Origin of the sequence: Paraglaciecola psychrophila 170, assembly GCF_000347635.1 — a bacterium.
GTDB lineage: Bacteria > Pseudomonadota > Gammaproteobacteria > Enterobacterales > Alteromonadaceae > Paraglaciecola > Paraglaciecola psychrophila.
Window position 1 is genome coordinate 549,966 of record NC_020514.1, and the last position, 25,365, is coordinate 575,330.

General features: G+C 39.0%; 28 protein-coding genes and 1 pseudogene. 10 read left to right on the forward strand and 19 right to left on the reverse strand.

The window, feature by feature from the left end; translation table 11 throughout:
- Nucleotides 1–17: 17 nt before the first annotated feature.
- Together C427_RS26920 and C427_RS26925 are read right to left on the reverse strand one after the other, a co-directional pair.
- Nucleotides 18–701, reverse strand: a complete 684-nt coding sequence (locus C427_RS26920; protein WP_015430354.1) for an AlkA N-terminal domain-containing protein — start codon at nucleotides 699–701, stop codon at nucleotides 18–20.
- A gap of 15 nt (nucleotides 702–716) precedes the next feature.
- Complete coding sequence (locus C427_RS26925; protein WP_015430355.1) at nucleotides 717–1,319, reverse strand: bifunctional transcriptional activator/DNA repair enzyme AdaA; 603 nt, start codon at nucleotides 1,317–1,319, stop codon at nucleotides 717–719.
- A 266-nt stretch (nucleotides 1,320–1,585) separates the two neighbouring features.
- On the opposite strand from C427_RS26925, the gene C427_RS02405 reads away from it, so the two are divergent.
- Nucleotides 1,586–2,758, forward strand: a complete 1,173-nt coding sequence (locus C427_RS02405; protein ID WP_007640499.1) for a serine hydrolase domain-containing protein — start codon at nucleotides 1,586–1,588, stop codon at nucleotides 2,756–2,758.
- A gap of 31 nt (nucleotides 2,759–2,789) precedes the next feature.
- On the opposite strand, the gene speA is transcribed toward C427_RS02405, so the two are convergent.
- Both speA and C427_RS02415 read right to left on the reverse strand, forming a co-directional pair.
- Nucleotides 2,790–4,709 carry a biosynthetic arginine decarboxylase gene (speA, locus tag C427_RS02410; protein WP_007640500.1) on the reverse strand — a complete coding sequence of 640 codons (1,920 nt, stop codon included), beginning with the start codon at nucleotides 4,707–4,709 and terminating at the stop codon, nucleotides 2,790–2,792.
- A gap of 83 nt (nucleotides 4,710–4,792) precedes the next feature.
- Nucleotides 4,793–6,061 (reverse strand): magnesium transporter, encoded by a 1,269-nt coding sequence (locus C427_RS02415; protein WP_007640501.1) that lies wholly within the window; start codon nucleotides 6,059–6,061, stop codon nucleotides 4,793–4,795.
- 260 nt (nucleotides 6,062–6,321) lie between these two features.
- Between C427_RS02415 and C427_RS02420 the strand changes: the two genes are divergently transcribed.
- Nucleotides 6,322–7,884: a bifunctional GNAT family N-acetyltransferase/carbon-nitrogen hydrolase family protein gene (locus tag C427_RS02420; RefSeq protein WP_007640502.1), complete on the forward strand. Its 1,563-nt coding sequence runs from the start codon at nucleotides 6,322–6,324 to the stop codon at nucleotides 7,882–7,884.
- Between the two features lie 86 nt (nucleotides 7,885–7,970).
- Here C427_RS02420 and C427_RS02425 read toward each other — a convergent pair whose 3' ends face one another.
- From C427_RS02425 to C427_RS02450, 5 genes are all read right to left on the reverse strand, one after another.
- Nucleotides 7,971–8,186, reverse strand: a complete 216-nt coding sequence (locus C427_RS02425; protein WP_007640509.1) for a helix-turn-helix transcriptional regulator — start codon at nucleotides 8,184–8,186, stop codon at nucleotides 7,971–7,973.
- A gap of 1 nt (nucleotide 8,187) precedes the next feature.
- Nucleotides 8,188–8,457, reverse strand: coding sequence for a hypothetical protein (locus tag C427_RS02430; protein WP_007640511.1), 270 nt, complete (start codon nucleotides 8,455–8,457; stop codon nucleotides 8,188–8,190).
- A gap of 267 nt (nucleotides 8,458–8,724) precedes the next feature.
- Nucleotides 8,725–9,162: a nucleoside deaminase gene (locus C427_RS02435; RefSeq protein ID WP_007640515.1), complete on the reverse strand. Its 438-nt coding sequence runs from the start codon at nucleotides 9,160–9,162 to the stop codon at nucleotides 8,725–8,727.
- A 21-nt stretch (nucleotides 9,163–9,183) separates the two neighbouring features.
- Nucleotides 9,184–10,419, reverse strand: coding sequence for an ABC transporter substrate-binding protein (locus C427_RS02440; RefSeq protein WP_307531261.1), 1,236 nt, complete (start codon nucleotides 10,417–10,419; stop codon nucleotides 9,184–9,186).
- A 565-nt stretch (nucleotides 10,420–10,984) separates the two neighbouring features.
- Nucleotides 10,985–11,320, reverse strand: coding sequence for a PBPRA1643 family SWIM/SEC-C metal-binding motif protein (locus C427_RS02450; RefSeq protein WP_007640523.1), 336 nt, complete (start codon nucleotides 11,318–11,320; stop codon nucleotides 10,985–10,987).
- Between the two features lie 172 nt (nucleotides 11,321–11,492).
- On the opposite strand from C427_RS02450, the gene C427_RS02455 reads away from it, so the two are divergent.
- Entirely contained in the window at nucleotides 11,493–12,005 is a 513-nt protein-coding gene (locus C427_RS02455) for a hypothetical protein (RefSeq protein ID WP_226991220.1), read from the forward strand.
- 133 nt (nucleotides 12,006–12,138) lie between these two features.
- On the opposite strand, the gene C427_RS02460 is transcribed toward C427_RS02455, so the two are convergent.
- Nucleotides 12,139–12,990 carry a substrate-binding periplasmic protein gene (locus C427_RS02460; RefSeq protein WP_007640531.1) on the reverse strand — a complete coding sequence of 284 codons (852 nt, stop codon included), beginning with the start codon at nucleotides 12,988–12,990 and terminating at the stop codon, nucleotides 12,139–12,141.
- Between the two features lie 318 nt (nucleotides 12,991–13,308).
- Here C427_RS02460 and zntR point away from each other — a divergent pair, with 318 nt between their 5' ends.
- The 5 genes from zntR (at nucleotide 13,309) to C427_RS02485 (ending at nucleotide 17,033) form a co-directional block, all read left to right on the forward strand.
- Nucleotides 13,309–13,707: a Zn(2+)-responsive transcriptional regulator gene (gene zntR / locus C427_RS02465; RefSeq protein ID WP_007640533.1), complete on the forward strand. Its 399-nt coding sequence runs from the start codon at nucleotides 13,309–13,311 to the stop codon at nucleotides 13,705–13,707.
- Nucleotides 13,708–13,711: 4 nt separating this feature from the next.
- Nucleotides 13,712–14,755, forward strand: a complete 1,044-nt coding sequence (locus C427_RS02470) for an SO_0444 family Cu/Zn efflux transporter (RefSeq protein WP_007640538.1) — start codon at nucleotides 13,712–13,714, stop codon at nucleotides 14,753–14,755.
- 150 nt (nucleotides 14,756–14,905) lie between these two features.
- Nucleotides 14,906–15,268, forward strand: coding sequence for a GntR family transcriptional regulator (locus C427_RS02475; protein ID WP_007640539.1), 363 nt, complete (start codon nucleotides 14,906–14,908; stop codon nucleotides 15,266–15,268).
- Nucleotides 15,268–16,128, forward strand: a complete 861-nt coding sequence (locus C427_RS02480; protein WP_007640540.1) for an ABC transporter ATP-binding protein — start codon at nucleotides 15,268–15,270, stop codon at nucleotides 16,126–16,128. The genes C427_RS02475 and C427_RS02480 overlap by 1 nt, the downstream gene beginning before the upstream one ends.
- Nucleotides 16,125–17,033: a hypothetical protein gene (locus C427_RS02485; protein WP_007640541.1), complete on the forward strand. Its 909-nt coding sequence runs from the start codon at nucleotides 16,125–16,127 to the stop codon at nucleotides 17,031–17,033. The genes C427_RS02480 and C427_RS02485 overlap by 4 nt, the downstream gene beginning before the upstream one ends.
- Before the next feature lie 233 nt (nucleotides 17,034–17,266).
- On the opposite strand, the gene C427_RS02490 is transcribed toward C427_RS02485, so the two are convergent.
- Nucleotides 17,267–17,854, reverse strand: coding sequence for a thioredoxin family protein (locus C427_RS02490; protein WP_007640542.1), 588 nt, complete (start codon nucleotides 17,852–17,854; stop codon nucleotides 17,267–17,269).
- A 103-nt stretch (nucleotides 17,855–17,957) separates the two neighbouring features.
- Here C427_RS02490 and C427_RS02495 point away from each other — a divergent pair, with 103 nt between their 5' ends.
- The gene (locus C427_RS02495; RefSeq protein WP_007640543.1) at nucleotides 17,958–18,296 is read left to right on the forward strand and encodes an FKBP-type peptidyl-prolyl cis-trans isomerase; all 339 of its coding nucleotides are present in this window, start codon (nucleotides 17,958–17,960) and stop codon (nucleotides 18,294–18,296) included.
- Between the two features lie 293 nt (nucleotides 18,297–18,589).
- Nucleotides 18,590–19,320: pseudogene (locus C427_RS02500) on the forward strand (IS110 family RNA-guided transposase); the annotation flags it as partial.
- A 22-nt stretch (nucleotides 19,321–19,342) separates the two neighbouring features.
- On the opposite strand, the gene C427_RS02505 reads toward C427_RS02500, so the two are convergent.
- The 8 genes from C427_RS02505 to C427_RS02540 form a co-directional block, all read right to left on the reverse strand.
- Nucleotides 19,343–20,083 carry an SDR family oxidoreductase gene (locus C427_RS02505; RefSeq protein ID WP_007640545.1) on the reverse strand — a complete coding sequence of 247 codons (741 nt, stop codon included), beginning with the start codon at nucleotides 20,081–20,083 and terminating at the stop codon, nucleotides 19,343–19,345.
- Between the two features lie 117 nt (nucleotides 20,084–20,200).
- Complete coding sequence (locus C427_RS02510) at nucleotides 20,201–20,422, reverse strand: hypothetical protein (protein WP_034899823.1); 222 nt, start codon at nucleotides 20,420–20,422, stop codon at nucleotides 20,201–20,203.
- Between the two features lie 126 nt (nucleotides 20,423–20,548).
- Nucleotides 20,549–20,767 (reverse strand): hypothetical protein, encoded by a 219-nt coding sequence (locus tag C427_RS02515; RefSeq protein WP_015430359.1) that lies wholly within the window; start codon nucleotides 20,765–20,767, stop codon nucleotides 20,549–20,551.
- A 106-nt stretch (nucleotides 20,768–20,873) separates the two neighbouring features.
- The gene (locus C427_RS28675; RefSeq protein WP_081589039.1) at nucleotides 20,874–21,059 is read right to left on the reverse strand and encodes an SEC-C metal-binding domain-containing protein; all 186 of its coding nucleotides are present in this window, start codon (nucleotides 21,057–21,059) and stop codon (nucleotides 20,874–20,876) included.
- A 1,029-nt stretch (nucleotides 21,060–22,088) separates the two neighbouring features.
- Entirely contained in the window at nucleotides 22,089–22,646 is a 558-nt protein-coding gene (locus C427_RS02525) for a hypothetical protein (protein ID WP_007640557.1), read from the reverse strand.
- Between the two features lie 106 nt (nucleotides 22,647–22,752).
- Nucleotides 22,753–23,145, reverse strand: a complete 393-nt coding sequence (gene gloA2 / locus C427_RS02530) for an SMU1112c/YaeR family gloxylase I-like metalloprotein (protein WP_007640558.1) — start codon at nucleotides 23,143–23,145, stop codon at nucleotides 22,753–22,755.
- Nucleotides 23,146–23,253: 108 nt separating this feature from the next.
- On the reverse strand, nucleotides 23,254–24,183 hold the full coding sequence (locus C427_RS02535) for a DUF2971 domain-containing protein (protein ID WP_007640559.1): 930 nt from the start codon (nucleotides 24,181–24,183) through the stop codon (nucleotides 23,254–23,256).
- Nucleotides 24,184–24,331: 148 nt separating this feature from the next.
- Complete coding sequence (locus C427_RS02540) at nucleotides 24,332–25,345, reverse strand: alpha/beta fold hydrolase (RefSeq protein WP_007640561.1); 1,014 nt, start codon at nucleotides 25,343–25,345, stop codon at nucleotides 24,332–24,334.
- Between the last annotated feature and the right edge of the window lie 20 nt (nucleotides 25,346–25,365).

Below are 25,365 nucleotides of genomic sequence, written 5' to 3' on the forward strand. Positions count from 1 at the left end.
TAATTCAGTTTCTATTTTTATTTTTGCCATTTGTTTTTTATAATTAAGTCAGTGTTGAGCCATATGTCTGGGCATGATTGCCCCCGCATTTTTGCATAGGCTACAGTCCAAGGTCCTATGCCTTTTATATTTAACCAAGTATCTACAGAAGCGTCTTGTGTGTCTGGTGAATCTGATGAGCCTACTAAGTTAAGGTGATGTTTTGCAAGCAGCCGTAAGGTTTGTTTGCGACTCTGTGGCATTTTTAGAAAACCAAGCTGACTATTTGCAATCGCTGCAGCTATTGGAAAATAAAGTTTCTCACCTTGTGTCTCGCCTAATTCCTTGGTTAATTGGGATAATAAGGTAACGGCCGCTTTGACTGATATCTGCTGACCTAGAATGGCACGACAGCCCGCTTCAAATGTATCCCATACACCGGGTATTCTTAATCCTGTGACTACCTTGTCTTCCGGTACTCCGCATCTTACTAATTGAGTTTGGATAGTTGTGGTATCTGCGTTGATATCAAACATTCTCTCAATATTACTTAATATAGTCGCCAACTTTTCAATATTGGGTAGACTTATATCTACCTTCAAATAATGTTTGTCTTGAATGCTTGAAATGTTAAACCAACCTTTATCTTTTCCAATAACAAACGTTCTCGAATAACAATTTCCGGTGATACTCTCAACCCCTTTAATTGCTCTCAAAGCCATGAAAGATTGTATATGCTACCAATTGAAAGGTGGCCGAAAAGCTAGCCTAAGGCTAATAAGCTCGTCTTGCTTGTTTTTACCGTGCTTGATTTGTTTGGGTGTTAAGCCGGTCACCTTTTTGAAATTATGTTGCAATCGCCGAGCACTTGCAAAACCACTAGCATGTGCAATATGTTCAATCGGCAAGTGGCATTCGTGAAGTAGTTGCTTTGCAAATAAAACCTTATCAAATAATTGATATTGTTTTGGACTTAAGCCTAAGTGTTGCTGAAATAGCTGCCGAAAATAGCGATCGGTTATACCTAACTTAGTGGCGATGGCTTGAATGCTCAGTTCTCTATTTTGCCTGAGTAAACGCATCCCTCGATGTACCGTGGTATTCACTCCTTGCCATGCGCAGGAGTGGGGTGCGCTGTCAGGTCGGCAGCGTAAACAAGGTCTATAGCCTGCTAACATGGCTTGCTGAGCTAACTGAAAGTACTCTACATTTTTTTCAAGTGGGGCATTAGCTGGACAAATTGGTCGACAAAATATATTTGTCGTTTTAACCGCAATAAAAAATGTGCCATCAAAACGAGGATCTCTAGTCAGTCGAGCTTGTTGATAATCTGTATTCATTATTGTGTGCTTTGATGCCATCGTTATGTTTATTCTAAAGACTTCTATCGAATTAGTGCGACAAAAACGGTAGTCAATAGTGGTTAATAATAACAATTCATAATGATTGTTGATCCTAAGTACTAACAAGGAGGATAATGGCCATTATTAGGCTAAATATAGTTTAGCCAGTGCAATCTAATATAGGAATAATGTGACTTCTTTTGTTTATATCATCATGGGTTTATTAGAAATACTAAGCAAACCTGAACAACTTTCACTCTTTCATGTTTAAGCCCGTTCTAGGGCCTCTGTTGCTTTTAAGCTTATTGAGCCAGCAGAGTTTTGCTGCAGATAATTGGTTGAGTAAATTTTCTCAAGATATTCAACGCAAAGCGCAAGAAAAGAATCTGCCTGGATATACTTTTGCTTATATCGAAAAAGGTAAACCTGCTTCGGTGGTTGTATATGGCAAAGAAAGTAAATCAGGCAAACCTATTGCCATAGATACTGTCTTTAGGTTGGCTTCGGTATCAAAAACATTTACATCAATGTTAATAGCCAAATATGTTGCACAAAATCAATTGGATTGGCAAATGCCGGTAGCGCAATTGGTGCCCGAGTTCTCTCATGCAAAAGGGAACAGCGGCGAGTTGGTATTACAACATGTTATTGGCCAATCGAGTGGCTATACGCCTAATGCTTATGATAATTTAATTGAAGCAAATTATGCTGTTAAGCGAGTGCTTACTATGCTTTCAGACCTCAAACCTTTGTGTCAGCCAGGGCAATGTTATACTTATCAAAATACCTTGTTTGCAGTGGTAGACGGGTATTTTGAGCAACATCATTCTTCCTATGGCCAGGCCTTGACTCACACTCTGATTGAACCATTAAACATGCCTAATGCGAGTGTTGGAAAAGCGGGTTTAGAGTCATCTGCTAATTGGGCAAGACCGCATGTAGCGATTTCAAAAAATCGCTGGCGTTCGACTTCAGTACGAGAAGATTATTACAAGTACTCTCCCGCAGCTGGTGTCAACGCGAGTATGCGGGACATGGTTATTTGGATGCGGGCACTTCTAGGTGAGTCGCCAGAAGTTGTTTCTCCTGAGTTGATTTCCCAGGTAACCACTCCGCTCACTAAAAGTACCAATGAAGTGTATCGCCGCCAATGGCGTAAGTCTCTGACGGATGCCCACTATGGACTAGGATGGCGCATCTATGATTTTGCAGGGCATACTCTTAATTATCATGGCGGTTGGGTACAGGGTTACCGCGCAGATATCGCATTTTCACCGGAATATGGCGTGGGTTATGTGATGTTGATGAATGCGGAATCCAACTTGATTAATGAGTTTACGCCTGACTTTTGGGCCCGCTGTTTTAAACATCTAGAACAAGTAAGCTTACTAGCAGGCTCAATCCAAACAGCACCTAATACTATTCAGAATAAATAATTTTTAGGTGCTAGGTGCAGGTTATTAAGAGCTAAGTTTTTAAATAGGTATAACCCTTAAGACAATATTCATAGAAGTCTGTCCATTTAACGCCTTCTCTAGGTTTCATTTTCCCCTGTGAAACGTGGACATCGATCATTTTCTTCAGGCTTTTGGCCATTGAACTTGGATGATATTGCATGATCGATAATACATCTTCAACCGAAGATCCCTTGACCATTTCTTCAATGTAAAAGCCCTGTGGATCTTCGTCATGACTAAATATATGTACTTCGTTCAAGCGACCAAACAAGTTATGCATGTCACCCATCACATCTTGATAAGCACCGGTTAAAAACAAGCCCAAATAATAGTCTTCATCTGGCTCTAGTTTATGCATCGGCACAATATTTGATATACCACTTTCGCTAATAAACTGGTCTAACTTTCCATCGCTATCACAAGTGATATCTACCAAGGAACAGTTGATGGTTGGTTTTTCATTCATTCTGGTCAGTGGTACTACAGGTAATAATTGGTCTATTGCCCAAGTGTCGGCAGCTGATTGAAATACTGAAAAGTTGCATAAATACTGTGAAGATAACGCAAAGTCTAGCTCTTGCATTTCTTCGGGTACAAACTCAGCGTCCTTGAGACGCAACTGAACAGTTTTCATAATCTGCCAGTACAAGGTTTCAATTTTTGCTAATTCTTCTAGGGATATTACCCGCAGTTTAAATGCATTTAAGGCCTGTTCTTTAAATTGCGAGGCGTCATTAAATATTTCTTGAAGGTTGTCTTGTTTATCAATGATGTCTGCTAGTTCTCGCATATCGCTCACTAAGATGTGTTCACCATCCACAGCCATAGTATCTACGCCGGTTCCGTGTGCTTTTATCTCACCTACCACCTCAGTTACTACGCAGCTATGATGCGCGGTAATGGCTCTGCCACTTTCGCTAACTAAAGTAGGGTGGGGAACATTTTCTAAATCACACACTTGCTTCATGCCATATACAATGTCTGCAACATATTCTTGCATGTTATAGTTTCGAGAAGAGTCATTGGTTGATTGACTGCCATCATAATCAATTCCTAAACCACCCCCAACGTCAACATACTCTAATTTGAAGCCCATTCTGTGCAGCTCAGAGTAAATCATTGCGCCTTCGATGATGGACTCTTTTACCGCACGAATGTCAGTTAACTGGCTACCAATATGAAAATGTAATAATTTTAAACAATCTGCCATACCGTGTTCTTCAAGATAACGCGCGGCATTGATTATTTCACTGATAGTTAAGCCAAATTTAGCTCTATCACCACCAGAGCTTTCCCATTTGCCTCGACCTTTTACCGTCATCTTCGAGCGAACACCCACAATTGGCATTATATCCAGCTCTTTAGCCGTTTTTACTAATAGAATTAGTTCTGAAAACTTCTCGATGACTACAATCGTTTTTCGACCCAGTTTACGACTTAATAGAGCCAACTGCATAAATTCTTGGTCTTTATATCCGTTAAGTATGGTGAGTGACTCAGAATTGGTATTCAGCGCCATTACCGTCAAAAGTTCAGCCTTTGAGCCGGCTTCTAAACCATAGTTAAAGGGGGCGCCCGCATCGACTATTTCTTCTACCACTTCACGCATCTGGTTCACTTTTATAGGGTACACACCCATATATTCGCCTTGATACTCAGCATCTTTAACCGTTTGTTGAAACGTTTGGTTAAGCAATGCTACTTGCGAGCGCAGAATATCGTGAAATCTCACCACCACAGGAAATTGAATTCCTTCTTGTTTGATTTCATCTATTACTTCTTTGAAATCAATGCGCATGTTGGTATTAGACGGATCGGGGGTCACATGCAAATTTCCATTTTGACCAATCTCAAAATAGCCAGCGCCCCAACGTTTTACTCGGTAGATATTTTCCGAGTCATCAACTGTCCACTTTATAGTTTTTGGCATAATATTTTACTGTCTATCAAAAGGGTTGAAACAAGCAGATTATAATAAACAACAATTGTGCTGGCTAGCACGATTAATCGTTATTAAACCAAAAGTAATGATGCTGATCCTAAAAACACAAAAAAACCTACCACATCAGTCATTGTGGTTAGTATTACGGAGCTAGCAAGAGCAGGATCAATCCCCATTTTGTCGAGTAACACTGGGATCATTATGCCTGCTATAGCAGCAATAAGCATATTGATAATTAACGCCACTGCAATAATGGCTGACAGCCACGGGTTGTCAAACCAAAAAGAAGTAATAGCCGATACAACTAAAGCCCAAAGTAAGCCATTAAAGAAGGCCACTAAGACTTCTTTATTCCCAAGAGCCGTCAGGTTAGATGTGGCTAACTGGCCTGTGGCCAACCCCCTGATGGTTACGGTTAATGTTTGGCTACCAGTAATGCCGCCCATACTTGCTACAATGGGCATCAATACAGCCAATGCGACTACTTGTGCCACTACTTCATCGAAAATACCTATCACAATTGAAGCGGCAAAAGCAGTTAATAGATTTATCCCCAACCATACTGCCCTGCGTCTTGAGCTCGTAAAAACAGGCGCAAATAAGTCTTCGTCGCTAACGCGGCCCATATGTGACAACTGAGTTTCATAATATTCTTGATAAACGTCAATGGCATCTTTAACAGAAAAACGTCCGAGTAAACGCCCTTCTTTAGTGATAACAGGTAACATCGAGCGACCACTACTTTTTACTGCTTCAGACGCTTCAAACAGGTCTAGGTCCGCCTGCAATACGTGATCTGAAAATTCAGCCACATGAATAAGTGGAGTACCTGCTTCACACGAAAATAATTGATTTATATCTACTTGGCCTAAATAGTGCCCCGTATCGTCGACTACTAAAATACTATCGGTATAGGTGGGTAGGGCCTCAGTCTTCAGCGTTTCTAATAATACGCCTACTGACACTCTCTTATTGACAGCGTATACATCATGGTTAACGTAACGACCCAGTTGTTCGTCGGAATAGTTTAACGCCTCTTCGATTAGACCTGACTCTTGGGCGCTAAGTTTTTTGATCAAATCTTTTGCTACTCGGTGGGGTAAAGCATCGAGTATTTCGACTAAGTGTTCGGTGCTGCTGGCAAACGCAAGGTCTTCAATGTTCTGATTAGACAACAACGACATAAGTTTCTCACGAGAGTCACCTCGCATCGCAGCCAAAATGGGTGACTTTTTACTCTCATTGAGTGTTTGCCACAACTCAAACCGTAGGTCTTTGGGTAGCCCCTCGAATACAAAAGCCCAATCTTCAGAGGAGAAATCTCGGGCAATAATAGGCACTGCGACTTGACCTTATTTAAGTCGATTGAGTAACCATAAAAATGCACTTTTCCGCTGTTCTTGACTGACCATCTATATCCCCTTAAATACCGACCCATATGGTATCGATAAAAGTTAAGTTCGCCATAGTGATTTATTATAATTTTGGTGTATCTTATATGCAGCATACAACGTCAAAGTAAATACCCATCACTTGTAGCCTTAATCTCACTCAATAAAGTGCTTTTAAAATAAATAAATAAATAACTAGAGAAGTAGCTATGCAAGATAGAGAAACCAAACCAACCCCAAGCATTGACGACACGACACATAAATTAGAACTTAGATATCTTACGCTCGAAGATTATGTTGATGTGAAGGAGTTAATGGATGTCGTCTATTTACAAGTGGGAGGTGCGTGGCCACTAAAAAATTATCAGGCTCAGCTTAATACTTTTCCAGAAGGTCAGATTTGTATTGAGGACAAAGGCAAGGTAGTAGCCGCTGCAATTTCGGTCATTGTGGATTATGAAAAATTTGGTGACAAACACACCTATGATGAAATTACTGGAGATGCTTACTTAGGCACGCATGATCCAAAAGGTGATGTTTTATATGGTGTAGATATTTTTGTTTCGCCAGAATATAGAGGCCTTAGGTTGGGGCGTCGCTTGTATGAAGCCAGAAAAGAATTATGTAAAAACCTTAATCTAAAATCGATTATGGCTGGTGGGCGTATACCCAATTATGCAAAACATGCTGCCACTATGACACCCTATGAATATATCGAGGCTGTGAAATCTAAAGACCTGTTCGATCCCATTCTAACGTTTCAGATTTCAAACGGTTTTGAGGTGAAACAAATACTCAAGGCTTATCTACCAGAAGACAAAGCGTCGATGGGTTATGCCACTCTTCTGCAATGGCATAACATTTATTATAATGCTGAATCTCCCAAGCTTTTTGGTGGCCACAGAAATACAGCACGAGTGGGTTGCATACAATGGCAGATGCGCTACTTTCACGATGTCGCAGAATTATTGCAACAAGCTGAATATTTTATTGATGCTCTTTCTGATTACAAATGTGATGTGGCACTATTTCCTGAGTTTTTTAATGCGCCGCTTATGGGTATCAAACCCGCCGAAACATCAATCGATGCAATATGGAATTTAGCGACGTACAGCGACGAAATATTAACTGAAATGTCTCGTTTGGCTGTGTCATATAATATCAATGTAATTGTAGGTTCAATGCCGGTTGTTAAGGATGATGAATTATATAACATCAGTTACCTATGTCACCGAGATGGGCAAATAGACTGCCAATATAAATTGCATCCAACACCTCATGAAAAGAAGGATTGGATCATGCAAGGTGGCGACAAACTTCAGGCCTTTGATACTGACTTTGGTAAGATAGGAATTCTTATTTGCTACGACGTGGAATTTCCAGAACTAGGCAGAATTTTAGCAGAACAAGAGATTCAGATACTCTTCATTCCTTTCTGGACAGACACTAAAAATGGGTATCTTAGAGTGCGAATATGTGCCCAAGCAAGGGCAATTGAAAACGAATGTTATGTGGCTATCGCGGGTAGTGTGGGTAACCTTCCTAAGGTAGATAATGTTGATATTCAGTATGGACAATCGGCTGTTTTCTCTCCTTCTGATTTTGCTTTTCCTCATGATGCGATCGTATCAGAAACCACACCCAACACAGAAATGACGTTAATTGTAGATTTGGATTTGGATAGATTGACGCAACTTCGAAATGAAGGCTCAGTCAGAAATTATCTGGATAGAAGACGTGACCTGTACAAAGTTAAGTGGACTGGGAAGTAAGTAGGCGCTTACTCTTTTTTTATGACAAAAGATGGATATTTAAATGTTCTCTCTTCACTAGCTTTAAATTCTTGCGGCTTAATGTTTTAGGCTGAATTATATTGAAAAACTTCATCAATAGACTGGCCAAACACTTCGGCAATTTTGAAGGCAATCTCAAGTGTAGGTGAGTACTTACATTTTTCAATGGCCATGATCGTTTGTCGTGTTACGCCAATCAATTCTGCGAGCTCTTGCTGAGTCATTTCATCAGCAAAAAAACGCAGTTCTCGAATTTTATTTTTGATGGGGAGAGTAGACAAATTAGTGACTACCTCTATGATAAAGTTGTGTAGAAAATCGAACTACTTCAGAAAAAATGAAACTGAAAAGCAAAATATGTGCAGTTAAAAATGGGATGTTTAGCACCTTAAATTGTTCAATAAATTCCGGGCTTATTTCTAGAGAAACCATTCTTCCTAATGTTATTAACACGCCAATAACTAATACAGTGTAGCCAAAGTTGTTACCTTTATATTCGAATAATTTATCTCCTTCATCAGCACCAAGTTTAGCTGCTTTACGATTACTCATCGCAAGCACTGTTTGAAATATTATTTCAACAATAATGATGAGAACAAAAGCGCGACTTGATAGTTCTATTGCTGCGGTTTTAGCGACCTGTTCAGGTAGGTTACCTAAAGCTATTATATTAAAAAATAGTCACTAAAAATCAGCAGGGTGGAGATCAATGAAATCCAAATACTTTTTTCCCTAAAAGACATATTCATAAAAGTTGCTCCTTAATTATAGTTAACATTAAGTTGATAATTATATGCTTTAAGGGTGCTTTAGTTGTCTTTAAACCCCAATGTCTTCATTCCACAGCTGAGGATGTGTATCTATAAAACTTTGCATAAGGTGTATGCATTGTTGATTTTGTAACACCTCTACGGATACACCACGAGCAATTAAAAGAGCTTCGTCTCCTAAAAATGTGTAATTTTCTCCTACGATTACCTTTCCGATGCCGTATAAAATAATAGCTCCTGAACACATTGAGCAGGGTGATAAGGTAGTATAAATAACCGATTCTCGATAAGTCTGAGCAGACTGACGACCTGCATTTTCAAATGCGTCCATTTCGCCATGTAAAATTGGGCTACCGCTTTGCACTCTCCGGTTGTGACCACGGCCGATAATTTTGTTGTTATGTACGATAACTGAACCTATCGGAATCCCCCCTTCGGCTAATCCTTTTTGTGCTTCTTCGATTGCGGCTTGCATAAATTTGTCCATGAACACTCCTTAAGTATGGCTTCAGTTTTTGTGTATAGCTTGTGTTGTGAATATTGTAAGCCGCACTTTTTCAAGTGCTTTTTGGGTACCTTCAATATCTAAATTGAGCAAAAATTCATCGATAATGGGCGTGGCTTTATCGGCATAGGCTTTCTTACTATCGCGGTCGAAAAATTGGGTTATGCCTTCAGCATTAGTAAGTGTAATGTAAGCTTCTTGCACTAAGCTGGAGTTTTTTTGTTGGGCGTTTTTATGAGGTGATAACATCCCTAAACTTATATTAAAGTTCTCTTGATTAACACTTTGTGCGGCAAATTGAATGAATAATTTGGTTAATGCCATGTGTTCGGAAGTGGTCGGTACAACTAAAACATCAAGGGGGGCTTCTTCGTAATAAGTTAATTGGTTATTGAATATCGGAAACTTAAAATAACCAATTTTATCTATAATTTTTTCTGGAAAATTTTGAACGGCATAATTTCCTAACATCGACATCCCGATGAGACCACTAGATAATAGTGGGAGTCCCTGTTTCCATTCCAAATCCTGATGGTTTTGAATAAAGTAGTTTGCTTCACTGATATATTGGAGTTTCTTTAGGACGTTTTGTATCCTCTCATCTAAATAGGATGCCTCACCTCGCATAAGGTCTTTATGAAACTGTATACCGTTCAACCTCAGGTTTAAATAATCAAGCCATGCTGTAGCAGGCCAGTTACTCTTATTACCAATATAGATGGGTGACACATTATTTTGCTTGAGAATGTCACAAACTTCGATAAATTCGTCCCAATTACTGGGCTCAGTTAGTCCAAATTTTAAAAATAAAGGTTTATGGCAATAGGAGCCTATTTGATAATAAAATATAAGTAAGGCATAGATTTTTTCTTCAAGTGAAATGGCATCAATAACTACTTTTTCAAACATGCCGGTCATTTCTTTTGCAGTAAATATATCGCTTATTGAAGCAACGTTGCCTTGTTCAATGTATTCAAATAAACGCTCACCTGCGTGCCAGTTCAAAATGTCATATTGATCTGATAACAACATCTGCGGAAATTTTGTTTTAAACACTTCGCTGGTAAAAGAGGTGATAGATATCTGCGTATCTGGGTATTCGTCTTCAAACGCTCGGATTAAATTATAATAGGCCGCGCGCTGAGCACTATTTGATATAGATGCTGCAATTTTAAGCTGTTGTTTAGCAAGAACTGGAAATATTAGAAGTCCGATTATAGTGACGATTAAAATACGAATACTTTTTCACCTCTGGTTTTGCATAATTAAAAATAAATAGCTGAATTGAGCGATGCAAAAGATTCAAGTATCAAACATTTATTATAATTAGATATTGACCCTATGGGTACTGGGAGCGGTGCGTTTAAGTTTCGAATTTTTTTATTTTCCCATGCAAGTTGGACATGCCTCTTTGTTAATCATAAGTGTGTAGCTAAAAGATAATATTCCACCATTAAGTAATTAAAACTTCACCTAACTTTCCATTTATTATAATTAAAAATCAATAGCTTAATAGGTTTAGCTCGAAATTGGAAAAGTATAAGTCGGCTATAAGCAATGTATATCTGTCAATAAATTTTTTTGACTATAATTTAGCAAAAAAGTAGGTGCAGTTATGTTGTTATTTATTATTAGTAGCTTTTTTATCGTAGTCTATATTGCTTTGAAGCGCACAGGGTGGATTAAGCCATTGCTATCAGACCTAGGTAACGTTGTATGTTTTTTTGCGGTGTTTGTTTTTATCCTCAGCACTTTTACAAAAGCCATGCATAATCACTATTTAAAAAATCAATCTTAAGGCTATTTACGTAGCACAACACTTTTTGAATTTCTTGCCACTTCCACAACTACAGGGGGCGTTGCGATTTAATGTAGGAGTCGTGGTTTGTGTTGCAGGCTTATTTAAGATTGCGTCTAGCTCCATAATATTTTCTTGTTGATTTGCATCAATTTCGATATTTGCAATAAGTGACTTGTCTGACAGTATTGACTCGATTTCTTTTTTGCGCAGCTCTGAATTGACCACTAGTGTTAAGGGCGAATTTACAGTGCCTAATTTCACTTTTCTGTTAGTATTATAGCCAAATCGTTGATATTTTTCTCGCACCTCAATGCGACCTTTGAAAAAAACTTTATGCATTATCTGATCCTAATATAGTTAGGCACAGATCATAGCAGGATAAGTTGAAGACACTAACTTAAAGCTATCATTTTGTGGGTCTTCACGTGTCGAAATAGCCTAATTCACATTTGATTAAGGTTTCTTCTAATAGGATACTCGTTATCCTTGTATATCCAATGGTTACGTGAGCATGTTTAGAGTCATTTTTTTAAGTCTTATTTTTTTCAGCTCATCGAGTTATGCCAACCAACCATTTGATATTTTCGTAAAGCATGAGTTTAATGCTACGGATTCTATCACTGGAGTAGGGGTAACGATGTCCATAGGTCCAAGACATAGTTTAGTCAAAGGCGAGCTTGTCTCATCCCTCAACTATGCTGAAGTTTTAGATGACAGGGGGGGCATGCAAAATTTCCTATCGCTGGATACAGGTGTAAGGTTAGGATTTTACGGACAGGCTTTTTTCTACATTGAGGCTGGTTTTGATGCATTTGAACTTGTCGTAGATGATAATCGAGATGATAATTACTTTAATGATGGCCAAGAAGATAATGCGATAGATGGCTATGCTGGTTTAGGGGCAGGGATCAACGCAAAAAATATCCGCATAGAAGGTTTTGTCAAAGCTCGTCAGATTGATAGTGAAACTTGGGATAGCGACAAACAAATATTTTACGGGTTACAACTTTCCTTGTCTTTTTAATCTTTAGGTATGTAAAAATCTAGCCACTGTCGTCGAAACTAGGTACCTATGTCTGGCAATCAAACAACTAGGCGCCCACTTTCAGTCATGCGGGGCATTCGCATTGTTAGACGACCCCCCCTTTATTGAGCCGTTAATAAGAATATTTGTCTAAAATATCTTGGTAAGTATTATTGTTTTTTATTTTCTCTAGTTGTGCATTAAATTCATAAAGTTGTTCTGGTGCCACACTTTTTTGACTGAACATCACATAAGCATTTCCAGTTTGTATGGTAATACCTTGGGCAACAATGTAATTAGATAATGCTTTGCGCCTAAGTAATGAAGCCCCAACAAAACTATCCTCAAGATATCCGTCTATATCGCCATCTAGTAGTCTAGCCACATTGAGCTCACCCATAATGGCATTTAAAAAATACTGAGATGTCTCAGGGTTATCTAGATAATCTGTTACCTCTGGACCATAAACGTAGTCCCCTACTATCCCAATTTTACTGCCATTTTGAGTAAAATCAGACAGGGTTTGATACTCGGCTCGAATATTATCGCCGTTGCGAATGTAAAGAGAAAACTCTTCCATTCGGTATGCGTCACTAAAAAATGCAAACTGCTCTCTGGCTTCGGTCTTAGATGCTCTCAATAGTATGTCCACTTCCCCCCCTTTCAGCGCCTTTAACAAATCAACCCAAGTGCCTTGTTGAAATGTGAGTTGGCATCCTATGCCTTTAACTACTGCTGCAACTAATTCAATATCTAAGCCTGCAACCCGATCTCCAACATCTACATATTGATACGGTTCCCATGCGTCAAATCCAAGCACAAATTGGCAGTTTTTGGCGGGTGCCTTGTTCTTTATCGATTTTATTGCTTGAGTATCAGCTTCAACAATAGGTGTTGGTAAGGCTTGGTCACTTGTCGATTCAGGTTTACATGCGTTAACAAGAAAAGATAAAAGTATAAGTAAAAATAGATTGCTAATTTTCATAGTTTTTTTGCCTCTTATAAATTCCTACTAAGTGTAATTTAGTATTTGTATTTAGCGAGTCTATCGACAAATTGTTAACATCCGCTTATCTTTAATACCGAAGCTTAGGCATCATTTGTATTTAGTAAGTGTGTGTTTTAATTCAATGTTAGATGTGTTGCGCATATTAAGGTGAGCTACGGGCAAAGGTTCGAAGAAGATAAGCCAAGCAATAGCGTGCAGTAAAAAATACTTTATTACGCGTTTAGGTTAAATAATCGCTTGACCTTAGATGTTACTCTAAGGATTACTATTTGAGTCAAAGATTACGGAGGTAAAATGAAAATAAGTGATTTAGCAGAGCGTTCTGGTATCAGTGCGCATACATTACGTTATTACGAAAAAACAGGCTTGTTTAGTGCTTCACAACGCAACGAAAGTAACTACCGTATATATTCACAAGATGATCTAACCACGGCTAAGTTTATAAAACGTAGTAAAGAGTGCGGTTTTAGTTTGGCCGAAACAGCTACGTTATTGGCAATTAAGCATGACAAAAGCCAGCATGTGTGTGCTGAAGCTAAGTCGATTACCAGTACCAAAATAACCGATATCACGCAGCAAATTGCGCAGCTAAAACAGATGCAAAAGACATTACAACAGCTAGAGCAATATTGCTGTGGTGGTCAAGAAAGTGCAGAGTTTTGTTCAATCATCGCTGCCTTGGAACAAGAGTAACAATATGGATCTTCTCTCAAATTTTGTGTTGCTCTTTACCGAGTCTGCACCTTTTTTATTATTAGGTATGTTTATCGCTGGGATGATCAATCAATGGATCCCGCGCACATGGGTAGAAAAAACATTAGGCAGTAAAAGTTCAATACTAACTGCAGCGCTGATTGGTGCACCGCTTCCGTTGTGTTCATGCTCTGTTATTCCCGTTGCAATGGGAATAAGACGCAGTGGTGCAAGTAAAGCAAGCACCGCTAGTTTTTTGGTTGCCACACCTGAAACGGGTGTTGACTCGATTGGTATTACATATGCGTTAATGGGCCCCATAATGGCAGTGGCACGACCCATTGCAGCAATTTTTTCTGCCATAGTCGCAGGGTTATTAGTACTTTGGTTTGGCAAACAAGAGAGTGCAATTGAGCCAGAACCTGAATCGCAAGGCAAATCACAAAGCAGTTGCTGCCATAAATCCAGTGCTGTTGCGTTTACCATTAGCGATAAAATAAAAACTGCTTTGGTGTTTGGTTATGGTCAGTTACTACGAGACTTTATGCTGTGGTTTCTGGTTGGTATTTTCTTTGCGGCTTTGGTGACTACTTTAGTGCCTGCGGGGTTCTTAACTCAATATGCTCAGGGTATCTTGGCTATGTTAGTGGTAGTGGTGATATCAATTCCTATGTATGTGTGCGCTACGGCTTCAACTCCGCTTGCTGTAGGTTTGTTGTTATCGGGCATCACACCCGGTGCGGCTTTAGTATTTATGTTGACGGGGCCTGCTACTAACATCGCCACCTTGATGGTGATTAAAAACGAATTAGGCAAACGTGAGCTCGGTCTGTATTTACTGGCTATCATAAGTAGTGCATTGGTCTCTGGGCTGATGTTAGATTTTCTGTTTGAGAAATTTGATTGGGAAATGCAATTATCCCATGGCGAACATTCAAATATGATGGGAATATTTTATCAAGCATGTGCCTTAGTGTTAGCTGGACTGATTGTGTACCAGCTTCAAAAAATGCTGCTCCCTAAGCTATTTAAGGCAAGTTCTATATAAGTTGCGACGTCCTGAAGCAATATATTTATGCCTAAAGCTAATAAAGGTAATAATTACTTACAAATAGTAAGGTCAAAATAATTGCTGATGGTGTGTTGGTGGTGTATATCACTATGGTAGCTAATCACACATTGTACTTTGGGGTAATAAATGACAATTAATTGGAATGGGGATGCTCCTATCTATATTCAGTTATACCAACAAGTAATACAGCGCATTCTGGATGGCAACATTCAAGAAGGTGAAGCTTTACCTTCGGTTAGAAAAGTTGCGGCTGAATATCAACTTAATCCCGTTACTATTTCTAAGGCTTATCAAATGTTACAGGATGAGCAATATGTTGAGAAACAAAGAGGAAAAGGTTTGTTTGTTAAGCCTGGAGCACCTCACCGCATATTGGAAAATGAGCGAACGTCTTTTCTGGCTAACGAGTGGCCACTGATATTGCAGAAAATCTCACGATTAAAGCTTTCAATAGAAGAATTGCCACGCACCATCAAGGGGAATAAATAATGTCAGCTATGATCTCGATTTCAGGACTACATAAGTCTTATAAAAATAAGCAGGTATTGAAGGATGTTAATTTAACCCTAGGTGCTGGACAAATCTTAGGTTTAGTGGGCCCAAATGGTGCGGGTAAAACAACCTGCTTACAGGCGTTATTAGGTCTAACCACATATGACGGTGACATAGATGTTTTAGGATACAACCCGAGCAAAAACAGGGAGAAAATGCTGGCTGATGTCGCTTATATCGCCGATGTTGCTGTTTTACCAAAGTGGATAAAAGTCGACCAAGCTCTGACTTATATGCAAGGTGTACATCCGAACTTCAATCGACAAAAGGCTGAAGCGTTTTTATCCAAAACCAATATACCTGCAACAGCTAAAGTAAAAACCTTATCCAAAGGTATGGTGACACAATTGCACTTAGCTTTAATTTTAGCCGTTGATGCAAAAATACTGATTTTGGATGAACCTACACTTGGCTTAGATATTTTAACCCGTCGTCAATTCTATGCACATTTATTGGAAGATTTTTATGACGCAGATAAATGCATCATAGTCACCACTCACCAAATCGAAGAAATAGAACATATTCTGACTGACGCCGCATTTATTCGTGATGGTAAGATTGTACTAGATCAAAGCGTGGATGATATTCGCAGTCGCTTTAAATTAGTCGCAGTTGACAACGAACATCTCGAGCAAGCCAAAGCCCATAACCCACTTTTTACCAACAGCATGATGGGCATCACTAGCATGTTATTTGATAATGCCGACCCAGCTATTCTCGCTACTTTAGGTAAAGTAAGTACACCCACATTAGCTGATATTTTTGTCGGAATGATGACCAAGGAGACTATCCAATGAACAGTTCACAAATCATCACCAGTTTTAGAAAAGAAATATGGGAATTTAAAAAAACCTTATTTTGGGTGCCGCTCATCATCGCTGTTTTTATTATAGTTGCGCCTTTGTTTCAATTGATATTGATGGAAGATTACCAATCGGCTAAGTGGTTAGATATTGTTACCAATGTAGATAATTTAGCGAATGTTGAAGGGTTCACCCGTATATTCCTGACTGCCATTATGGGGATGTTCGTTCCATTTATTATGGTGTCGCTGATCATACAACTTTATTATTTTACGAATTGTTTGTTTGACGAAAGACGTGATTTATCCATTTATTTTTGGCGATCACTGCCTGTTTCAGATGTATTAAGTGTTGGCGTTAAGCTGATCACTGGGGCGTTAGTGGTACCAACGATATTTATGCTGGCAGCCACCTGTGTGGTGTTTGTTTTTCTATTATTTGCACTCATTGCTTGCTTGGTGTTGTCGATAGGGTATGACGTATCTTTGTGGGGATTATGGAGCAGTGCTGATATTATTAGCAACTTAACTTCTATATGGTTAAACTTGCTACCCTATGCATTGTGGATGTTTCCTGTCTTTGCATGGTTAATGTTAGCCTCGATGTTTGCCAACAAAGCTCCTTTTTTATGGGCCATATTACCCATAGTTGCCATAGTGCTTATTGAATCTTTTGTCGTGAAATATTTGCACCTTGATGAGGGGTTTTTCTTGAATACATTACGTGAATATTTTGCATTCGGCCAAGATTTGTTCTCCAATAACGGTGCGAATATTGATTCACCTAGGTTCGTGGTATTTTCGGCCTTGTCCTCAAAAGTCAGTATAGTTGCAACACTAATAGGAGTGGGGTTGATGTATATCACTTACTGGTTAAGAGTCAACAGAAGTCACGTTTAACAAAGATACAATTCAAGCAGCTGCCACTTTCAGTACAATAAGTTTATGCACTGATCGTGAATTAAATTTATGCAGATACTAACTTAGCCCTCCCTGTCAGATGAAATCCTTTAGGTCTGCTGGCACAAGTCGTCGCTGCAAACCCGAAGGGGGTCATCAGTGCTTATGGCTTGAATGTTGGGATGCGAATATCAGCGTAAAATCTCACTGAACTTTTAAGGTGATGATAACAATCAATTACCAGCCTTCCATTTGATATTGCAGCCCATAGAGGGTGTCTGAGTTGTGTCAATATGATGACCAACAAGCAGTGCATCCATAGCCTGAATTAAATTGTGACCTGTAGCTTGGTGTTGAGATGAATCGTAGTTTCCAGAAGATATTCGGGTCGGTCTTGAACTATCGAATTGACCTCGATAAACCAGTTTTTGTTCACCATTAAATAAATATAAATCAGGTGTGCATGCTGCAGAGTAGGCTTTAGCAACCTCCTGTTTTTCATCCAGTAGGTATGCAAAAGGGTATTGACGGGCCCGTTTTTCCTCAATCATATGTGCCATATCGTCATCGGGATATTGTTCGATGTCGTTACTATTGATGGCGACAAAAGCGATACCCTTTTTTTGATACTGTTGCGCAATCTTTGCCAACTGTGGTGCAATGTGGATAACATAAGGGCAATGGTTACATATAAAAGCTACCACCAGACCTTGAGTGCCCTCGTAGTCGGACAAACTTACTATATTGCCATCTGTATTGGGTAAACTAAAACTCGCCGCTTTGTGGCCTAGCGGCAACATATTGGAGGGGGTCATTGCCATGTTTGTTTCCTTAATTTAGGATAAAATGATATTCAATAACAGTTTACCTGCTCTATTCATTACAAGGTACACATTCACTAATATTGGGTTTTGAAAAGTAAATATGCAACAAGAATTAGAAATTGATGATTTAGTTAAAGGCACAGGCAAAATTGCCGTGCGTGGAGCATTGATCACCGCTCACTATATCGGTTGGCTTGAAGATGGTACAGAGTTTGACTCTTCCTATAAAAAGAATGCCCCTTTTCAAACCGTACTGAGTAATAAACGCGTTATCCAAGGTTGGATACTAGGCTTAAAAGATATGCAAGTCGGCGGCAAACGTCGTTTGCGAGTACCCGCACATTTAGCGTATGGAGAACGCCAGATTGGCACGATGATCCCACCTCACTCCAATCTAGTCTTTGAAATTGAATTATTAGAAGTGTTAACCAGAGATTAAAGAGTCATCTGCAGGATATAAATGTTATTTAGGCATATGAAATTATACACCTTAGCTTAATTCTTTTTTCATCACTCCATTAACTTAGACGTTACTAGTCAGAATATATTCATTTGCTGACTCAACAAAATTGTTTGGAAAAAGAAATATTGTTCCAACGCAGAAAAAAGGCAGCTGATGTTGAACAAAAGAAAAACACGAAAGAGCTTTTTATCCATAAAAAACCTAACACTCTGCATAATGGATAAATGCATGGGTTGCCGCTTTGAGCGAAGCTAAGGCCGCCAATGTATTTGCCCTTCGTGATTGCCAATCCGGTCCACATTAAACGTTTCGAAGGTGCCAATGGTCAACGTGCTAAAACTGACAAACTTGATGCCCAGTTGATAGCCCATTATGGCGAAGCCATTAAACCTAAGCTGTCAACCTTAAACCAGACATCATGCAGTCTATGAGTGACTTAGTCGCTAGGCGAAATCAACTCCTTGTTATGCAAACCATGGAGAAAAATAGAATGCAGATATTGCCCCAACATCTAGAGATGACCATAAAACCTGTATTAACCGTGTTCAAAAATCAGATAGAGAAGATTGAAAACAAAATAGTCTCATTAATTGAAAGCTGCCCAGATTATCAAGCTAAAAACATCACCCTGCAAAGCATGAAAGGTATTGGTAAAATAGACTCTGCTTCCATCATCAGTAATTTACCTGAGTTAGGTTATATCAGCATTAAACAAGCGTCTGCATTAGTCGGTGTTGCGCCTATGAATCGAGAAAGTGGCCGATACAAAGGACATAGAAAAATCCAAGGTGGAAGACATCAGGTCAGAACCGTTTTATACATGGCAATGATGTCGGCTATACAAAGTAATCCTGTTTTTAAAGAGACTTATCAACGATTAGTAGCAGCTGGAAAACCTAAAAAAGTGGCTATCATCGCTTGTATTAGAAAAATGGTAGTTATCTTAAATTCTATGCTAAGAGATGGGGTGATGTGGGAAGCGCCAAAGGCTATAAATTAACTATTGGCGCCATAGTCTCTTGTTAGGCAAACCCTCCGTTTGCACCAATATTTTGGCCTGTTACCCATGATGCCTCCTCACCAACAAGGAATAACACTATACGGGCAATATCTATTGGTTCGCCAATACGACCAAGTGCAGCCATTCCCGCAAGTCGATTTATAACCTCTTGACTTTTACCCTCAGTAAAAAGTTCAGTATTGGTTGGGCCCGGTGAAATTGAGTTGACCGTAATATTTCGCGCACCAACCTCTTTTGAAAAAACTCTTGTGAGCTGCTCTACAGCCCCTTTGGTCGCACAATATGCTCCATACGTTGGTAGCATTAGGCGGGTCGTAGAGCTAGAAAAATTAATAATACGTCCGTCATTCTCAAGCCGTGAAGCTGCCTCACGAAGTGTATTAAAAGTACCTTTCACATTAACAGAAAATATCTGTTCAAAATCATCATCCGTTGTATCTTGAATTGTTTTATACAAAATAGAGCCAGCATTATTAATAAGGATGTCTATTTTTCCGAACTGGTTAATCGCCAAATCAAACATCAACTTAACTTCGCCTGGATTACTGATGTCTGCCTTTATAGCAATGGCATTTCCACCATTAGCTTTAATATCAGAGACAACTTTATCAGCTGATGTTTGGTTGCTAGAGTAATTAATAACTACGCTTGCTCCAGCATCCGCTAGTGATATTGCTATCTGAGCACCTATTCCTCGCGACGATCCTGTAACGATAGCAACTTTATTATTTAGCCGTTTCATAAAATTCCTTAGTTTAATACGTGGATATGACTTGATAGCGCCTAAAGCTTAATATAACTGGAAAATACGGAGTGATAGCGAGTGATTTTCCAGTTATATTTTTGTTATATTTATTTTTTATAGTTCATCAATTTTATTGAAAAGTTTTTTGAATCCATTCCACATCACTGCAAAAGGAATTAATGCTGGTAGGATTATAATCCAAATATTGGAGCCACTTAAGACAGCAATTCCAGAAATTAGGCCAAATGAAATTCCACCTAAAACCCCAATAGCCGGAAACATCACTAGGTATAATTTTACCTTCTTTTTCAGTTTTGTCTTTTCTCGTATATTCATACTCTCATTCACTTTCGGTATCCTTCGAAAATATAACGCTTAACATATGGGGATTTTAGGAGCGTTTTTTCAGCGAGTTAAATTCCCGCTGACTTGGCTTGTTATACGAATATTACTCTGTAGTTTTTAAATTTTTTTAGCCTTTCTACACTTTTCTCTATCTTCGGGGTGCCCATGACTACAATCTTCCGAAAGTTCACCGACAACCAGGGCAGAACCAACATAAATTGCAGCCTTTATTGGATTGTTAGTACTAGCATTTGGATGTAATAATCGGTGCTTAATTTCATTTTTTGTACATCCAGATATTAATAAAATCATACTTGTTAATGCTAAAATTTTCATATATCCCCCAAACTAGATGAATTCGTATAACGCTTCAAATATGGGGCGCGGATTTTTCGCGTCCCTGCCATGATTTTTTTGTTATATTTAGAATGTACAGGATATTTTATGCATTTTTTCCGCAACATTTCTTATATTTACGCCCGTTACCACAAATACAAGGATCGTTACGCCCAACTTTTGGAGTCGCCCTTACAATAGGACTTTTAGGTGGGCAACAACTTGTGTTACTGCAACTAGGCTCATTACCTTCAAGTAATTCATCGGACAATATTGTACTGTTTTCATTCATATTAACTTCAACTCTCTTTTAAAACTTTTACGTTGACCCTAAAAAATAAATATAACGCTTTTTATAAATGGCGCGCGTTTTTTACGCGTCCAGTGAAGGCCGTTCTTTGGCCGTAACTATATTTAATAAACTTGTTATAAATCGTGACCTAATGACTTAACGTGCTCGATTACTAGACCGTGGCCGCTTAACAATGCTGAAAATCTGATTTTTGCACCACTTTCAAAAGTCAAAGTATACTAATTTGGAGTGGCGTGAAACTTTATTTGTTTTAGATTAGCCCACAACTCATCTTTTGAACCAGACCAAGGAGTACGAAAACTGTATTGATTTTTCATCAAATTTCCCATGAACTTTAAAGGCTTCACCATATGAATATATAGCTCCTAGACCAAAGCCCGCGATTAACCCGACTATCGGATAAAGATTTCGTTCAAGATTAATATCAGTAAAAAGCAATCCAAAAAAACATGCTCCGACTATGAGTAAACACACCCAGAATAGACATGAAATAATGAGTCCAAACTTGAGTTGTCCATCAATTGACTTATGACTGGTTCTTAAAGAAACGTACCCACATAAAATAATAGAAACAATCCCGCCTATTATTCCACCTATAGTGCATGAATCCACTCCAATCCTCCTTGAGATTTATAACGCTTCGAATAGGTGGAGCGCGCTGTTTGCGAGTCGGCTCTAATTTGTTTGTTAGCGGCCGCATAACGTGAAGCGGGTTGAATAATTTGATAGACTAACAAACTGCACGGTCCTTATTTAAATTGTGTAATTGCATTATCCATTGCCTTTTTGTTTGCCAGTAATTGTTGATTAAATATTGCCAGACTTTTAAGTGTACGTGAAGTTAAATTACCAACAGTGACAAACTAAAAAAGCTAACCGCTTTGCACGCCACTTACCGACAACCACCTGATAATGGCTTTGGCCTGCTAACGCTTAACATATGGGGATTTTAGGAGCGCTTTTCAGCGAGTAAAATTCCCACCATGATGTTTTTGTTATGTGCCTTTGCTAACAATTTAGCGGGTGCAAAAAATAACCACTTGATTTTTCGAAACGAATACTTGGTACAGATAGCGTCTCTCCGTTAATAATTATGTTGAGGTTTTCGATCGTTAGCACTTCAAAAAGTTTGTTAGGTAACAAGATAGATTCAAAATATTCGTCTTCTGAGCTATCTGAATTATTTTTCATGATTGACCCAGCAAAGTACTCAGCTGTTTGATAATTATCGCCTCGGCTTACAACCCTAGCAAAGGAGTTTATAGTCAAGTCAACATTTGTATCTTCGGCGACTCCAGTAATAGTCTGTTTTGGCCAAATTACCTCTGCACCGTCTGGTATTGTTAATGTAACTGAGAAAAAACGCTTATCACCAAATATACGCATTGAAAACTTGGAAACTACACCCTTAAAATTCAATATTAGTGTGTTATCTGCTCCAACCTGCCCTCTACAGGACTCTTTCTCAACAGAACCACCGTATGCTCTTGGATAATAAAAATCCTCTTTGATAACAGCACAAGAACAAAGAGTTAACAGAATTAATAAAGCAATCAGTATCTTCAAATCAACCTCATTGGCACATAACTCCCAATAAAGGGCTAAAAATTTTTTGCTGAAATGTTGAGGAACGAAAACAGCAAACTGTTTTTAGTTCCGCTTGCTTGGCTTGTTATATGCCTGCCTGCTCATATAGCTCTAGAGGAAGTCCATCTGGGTCACTAAAAAATGTGAATTTTCTAGTGGTATATTCATCTACTCTAATCGGCTCAACATCTACACCTTGAGACAAAAGATAAGCTTTTACTGATTCAACTGACTCTACATTAAATGCTAAATGTCTTAAACCTAGAGCCTCAGGAAAGCTCGGTCTATCTGGCGAATTAGGAAAGGAAAATAATTCTATTTGACCACCATTTGGTAATTTAAGATCGAGTTTAAATGAATCACGTTCTTCACGATAATTCTCAGCTATAACCTCTAATCCAAGAATTGAAACATAAAAATTTTTAGACTTTTTATAATCTGAGCAAATTATAGCGGCATGGTGAATCGATTTAAGCACCTAACCTCCTTAGTATATAACGCCTCATTAAGAGGCAAAAAATAGTTGGTTAAAATAAGCGGCGAAGGAGCAAAAACCAACTGTTTTTTGTCCTTGTTTAATTTCTTGTTATGTTAGTTCTATTTCGTCGAATTTCAAAGTATAAAAGTCCTTATTCAATGAAGCTTTCCACTGCTCCATGTGGCGATAATTTTCAATATATTGTTGATAGCTTTCTATCATGCTTTCACTAACATTAAGACCGTAAATGATTGACTTAACAGCGCCAACTTTAAAAAGGTACAAGCTGCTAGGGTCAGAACTAAGCTCAACAAGGTTATTAGCATATGCCTCTCTTCTATCTTTGTCCGAAATCTGGTCGAGGTAAATAGTATATTGACCATTATCATCTTCGATACCTAGTTCCAGTAACTTATTTAAAACAAATTTGTTTTTTAATCGATGGATATCATTAACTATAACCTTATCAGCTTGATCTAAGCGAAGAGTTACACGGTGTTCTTTCTCGTATATCCATTCATCGCTTTTCTGTTGAAATATTTCAAAGAAAATTCGGTCTTTGCCTTCAGCGGTAATGTTAGAGTAATCAAAATCAAATTGATCTACACGGTATCTAGGCTGTTTTCTATACATAACTGGAATGCATTCGCCACGAAACATTTCATAGTCTTCAAACATGCTAGTTGAATTAAGTTGAGGTTCGTGCAAATGAGTAAACATATTCCCATCAAAAGCAGATTTTGACCAGAAGCCAATAACAGCACCTTTATGTTCATTAGCATAATGAGACCACATTAATAAATTATCTTTAGCTTCGGTTAGGCTAATGACCCCTATTTTATTTTTATTTGTCTCAATATGAGTTATTAACTCACTTGGCGACTCACATATTTCAAAATGAGGGCAAAGTTCAGATAATGCATTTTCACAATATATGGCTTCAAAAGGATCGTTTAATGCGGATAATTGAGTTGCTCTAATATAGCCATCTTTCAAGAAGTACTCAGGATTAGACATGTATTTGTATAAAAGCTGCAAGTCAACTCCTAGGCTTAATATTGCGGAAGAACATAACGCTTCGAATAGGGGCTGCCGGTTAGGCAGTCTCGCTTGCTTGAATGGTTATGTGTATCTAACAGTTTGGTAATCACTATTAATTCCTTTTTCGGATCAACAGGTATTTCTGCTAAGACTCGAAGTACTCACGTATCACAGCAAGACTAGCAGAAGGATTGTCACCAAACATTTCATGCCCTGCATTGGGAATGACCACTAATCGCGTTTTTGGAAAGGTTGTCATTTGGGCACGCTGTAATTTTTCACCAGTGAAGGCGCTGCATTCGGACGCAATGAACAGTACCTCGTCAGTATAGTTGTGGGCAACCACACCGATTTGTGAAAGATCAGTTGAAGGGCCAAAGATGGTGTTGAAGGCTGTAGATCCAAAGCGGCTGGGTGGAACAGGTACGTTTGGCTCTTCAGTACTGACAGGTTCGCCTGCACAGGTGTAGCCGGACGCAAATGAGCCAACGAATGCTTTTGCCATCCTGCCAGAGATATAATCGTTGATAGCATCAGTATCTTGCGGTTTCATGTGGAAGGTTTCGAAAATAGTGGGCAGCAGTACCCGATAGAACCCCAAGCCTTGTGAGTTGCTCTGCCGTTCACTAAAACGAGCCAAAGAGGCGTTATTAAGTGCCCCAGGCTCTGCTAGTGCCGCCTTGGCAACAAATTCAGGATACTGCCCAAGGTAACCTGCAACAAGCATTGCGCCCCACGAATGGCCCACCAAGTAGACTGGTTCTCCCTGTCCATAGTGGGTGACAACCCGATGCAAGTCTGCGATAGATGACTCTAACGAAAGTTCGGATGCGTCGACCCGTGGGGACAGGCCTGAGCCGCGTTGGTCATAGAAGACAACGAAGTAATCGTTCTCTAGCTGGTGCAAGTTGAGTAGATAGCCATAGTTACCACCCGGCCCGCCATGAACAACGACCACGGTAGGGTTCTGTGGATCGCCAAAAGTCTCGGCGTGGAAGACTACACCATCGATCTCAATGTGGGGAATTGTTGGATCAGTTGCAACTGTATCGGGTACACCATGATCGCCAGCAGTAGAGATAAATAAACCAATACCTATGATGATGACAATTCCGATTAGCAGGCCAGCAGTTTGAATGACACGAACTATTATTTTCACCTTCTCACTCCCTAGAAAAA

Excerpts from the sequence above, each read along its gene's own strand:
- C427_RS26920 (WP_015430354.1), bottom strand. The coding sequence starts at position 701 with ATGGCTTTGAGAGCAATTAAAGGGGTTGAGAGTATCACCGGAAATTGT.
- C427_RS26925 (WP_015430355.1), bottom strand. The coding sequence starts at position 1,319 with ATGAATACAGATTATCAACAAGCTCGACTGACTAGAGATCCTCGTTTT.
- C427_RS02405 (WP_007640499.1), top strand. The coding sequence starts at position 1,586 with ATGTTTAAGCCCGTTCTAGGGCCTCTGTTGCTTTTAAGCTTATTGAGC.
- speA (WP_007640500.1), bottom strand. The coding sequence starts at position 4,709 with ATGCCAAAAACTATAAAGTGGACAGTTGATGACTCGGAAAATATCTAC.
- C427_RS02420 (WP_007640502.1), top strand. The coding sequence starts at position 6,322 with ATGCAAGATAGAGAAACCAAACCAACCCCAAGCATTGACGACACGACA.
- C427_RS02430 (WP_007640511.1), bottom strand. The coding sequence starts at position 8,457 with ATGAGTAATCGTAAAGCAGCTAAACTTGGTGCTGATGAAGGAGATAAA.
- C427_RS02435 (WP_007640515.1), bottom strand. The coding sequence starts at position 9,162 with ATGGACAAATTTATGCAAGCCGCAATCGAAGAAGCACAAAAAGGATTA.
- C427_RS02450 (WP_007640523.1), bottom strand. The coding sequence starts at position 11,320 with ATGCATAAAGTTTTTTTCAAAGGTCGCATTGAGGTGCGAGAAAAATAT.
- C427_RS02455 (WP_226991220.1), top strand. The coding sequence starts at position 11,493 with ATGTTTAGAGTCATTTTTTTAAGTCTTATTTTTTTCAGCTCATCGAGT.
- C427_RS02460 (WP_007640531.1), bottom strand. The coding sequence starts at position 12,990 with ATGAAAATTAGCAATCTATTTTTACTTATACTTTTATCTTTTCTTGTT.
- zntR (WP_007640533.1), top strand. The coding sequence starts at position 13,309 with ATGAAAATAAGTGATTTAGCAGAGCGTTCTGGTATCAGTGCGCATACA.
- C427_RS02470 (WP_007640538.1), top strand. The coding sequence starts at position 13,712 with ATGGATCTTCTCTCAAATTTTGTGTTGCTCTTTACCGAGTCTGCACCT.
- C427_RS02475 (WP_007640539.1), top strand. The coding sequence starts at position 14,906 with ATGACAATTAATTGGAATGGGGATGCTCCTATCTATATTCAGTTATAC.
- C427_RS02480 (WP_007640540.1), top strand. The coding sequence starts at position 15,268 with ATGTCAGCTATGATCTCGATTTCAGGACTACATAAGTCTTATAAAAAT.
- C427_RS02485 (WP_007640541.1), top strand. The coding sequence starts at position 16,125 with ATGAACAGTTCACAAATCATCACCAGTTTTAGAAAAGAAATATGGGAA.
- C427_RS02490 (WP_007640542.1), bottom strand. The coding sequence starts at position 17,854 with ATGGCAATGACCCCCTCCAATATGTTGCCGCTAGGCCACAAAGCGGCG.
- C427_RS02495 (WP_007640543.1), top strand. The coding sequence starts at position 17,958 with ATGCAACAAGAATTAGAAATTGATGATTTAGTTAAAGGCACAGGCAAA.
- C427_RS02505 (WP_007640545.1), bottom strand. The coding sequence starts at position 20,083 with ATGAAACGGCTAAATAATAAAGTTGCTATCGTTACAGGATCGTCGCGA.
- C427_RS02510 (WP_034899823.1), bottom strand. The coding sequence starts at position 20,422 with ATGAATATACGAGAAAAGACAAAACTGAAAAAGAAGGTAAAATTATAC.
- C427_RS02515 (WP_015430359.1), bottom strand. The coding sequence starts at position 20,767 with ATGAAAATTTTAGCATTAACAAGTATGATTTTATTAATATCTGGATGT.
- C427_RS28675 (WP_081589039.1), bottom strand. The coding sequence starts at position 21,059 with ATGAATGAAAACAGTACAATATTGTCCGATGAATTACTTGAAGGTAAT.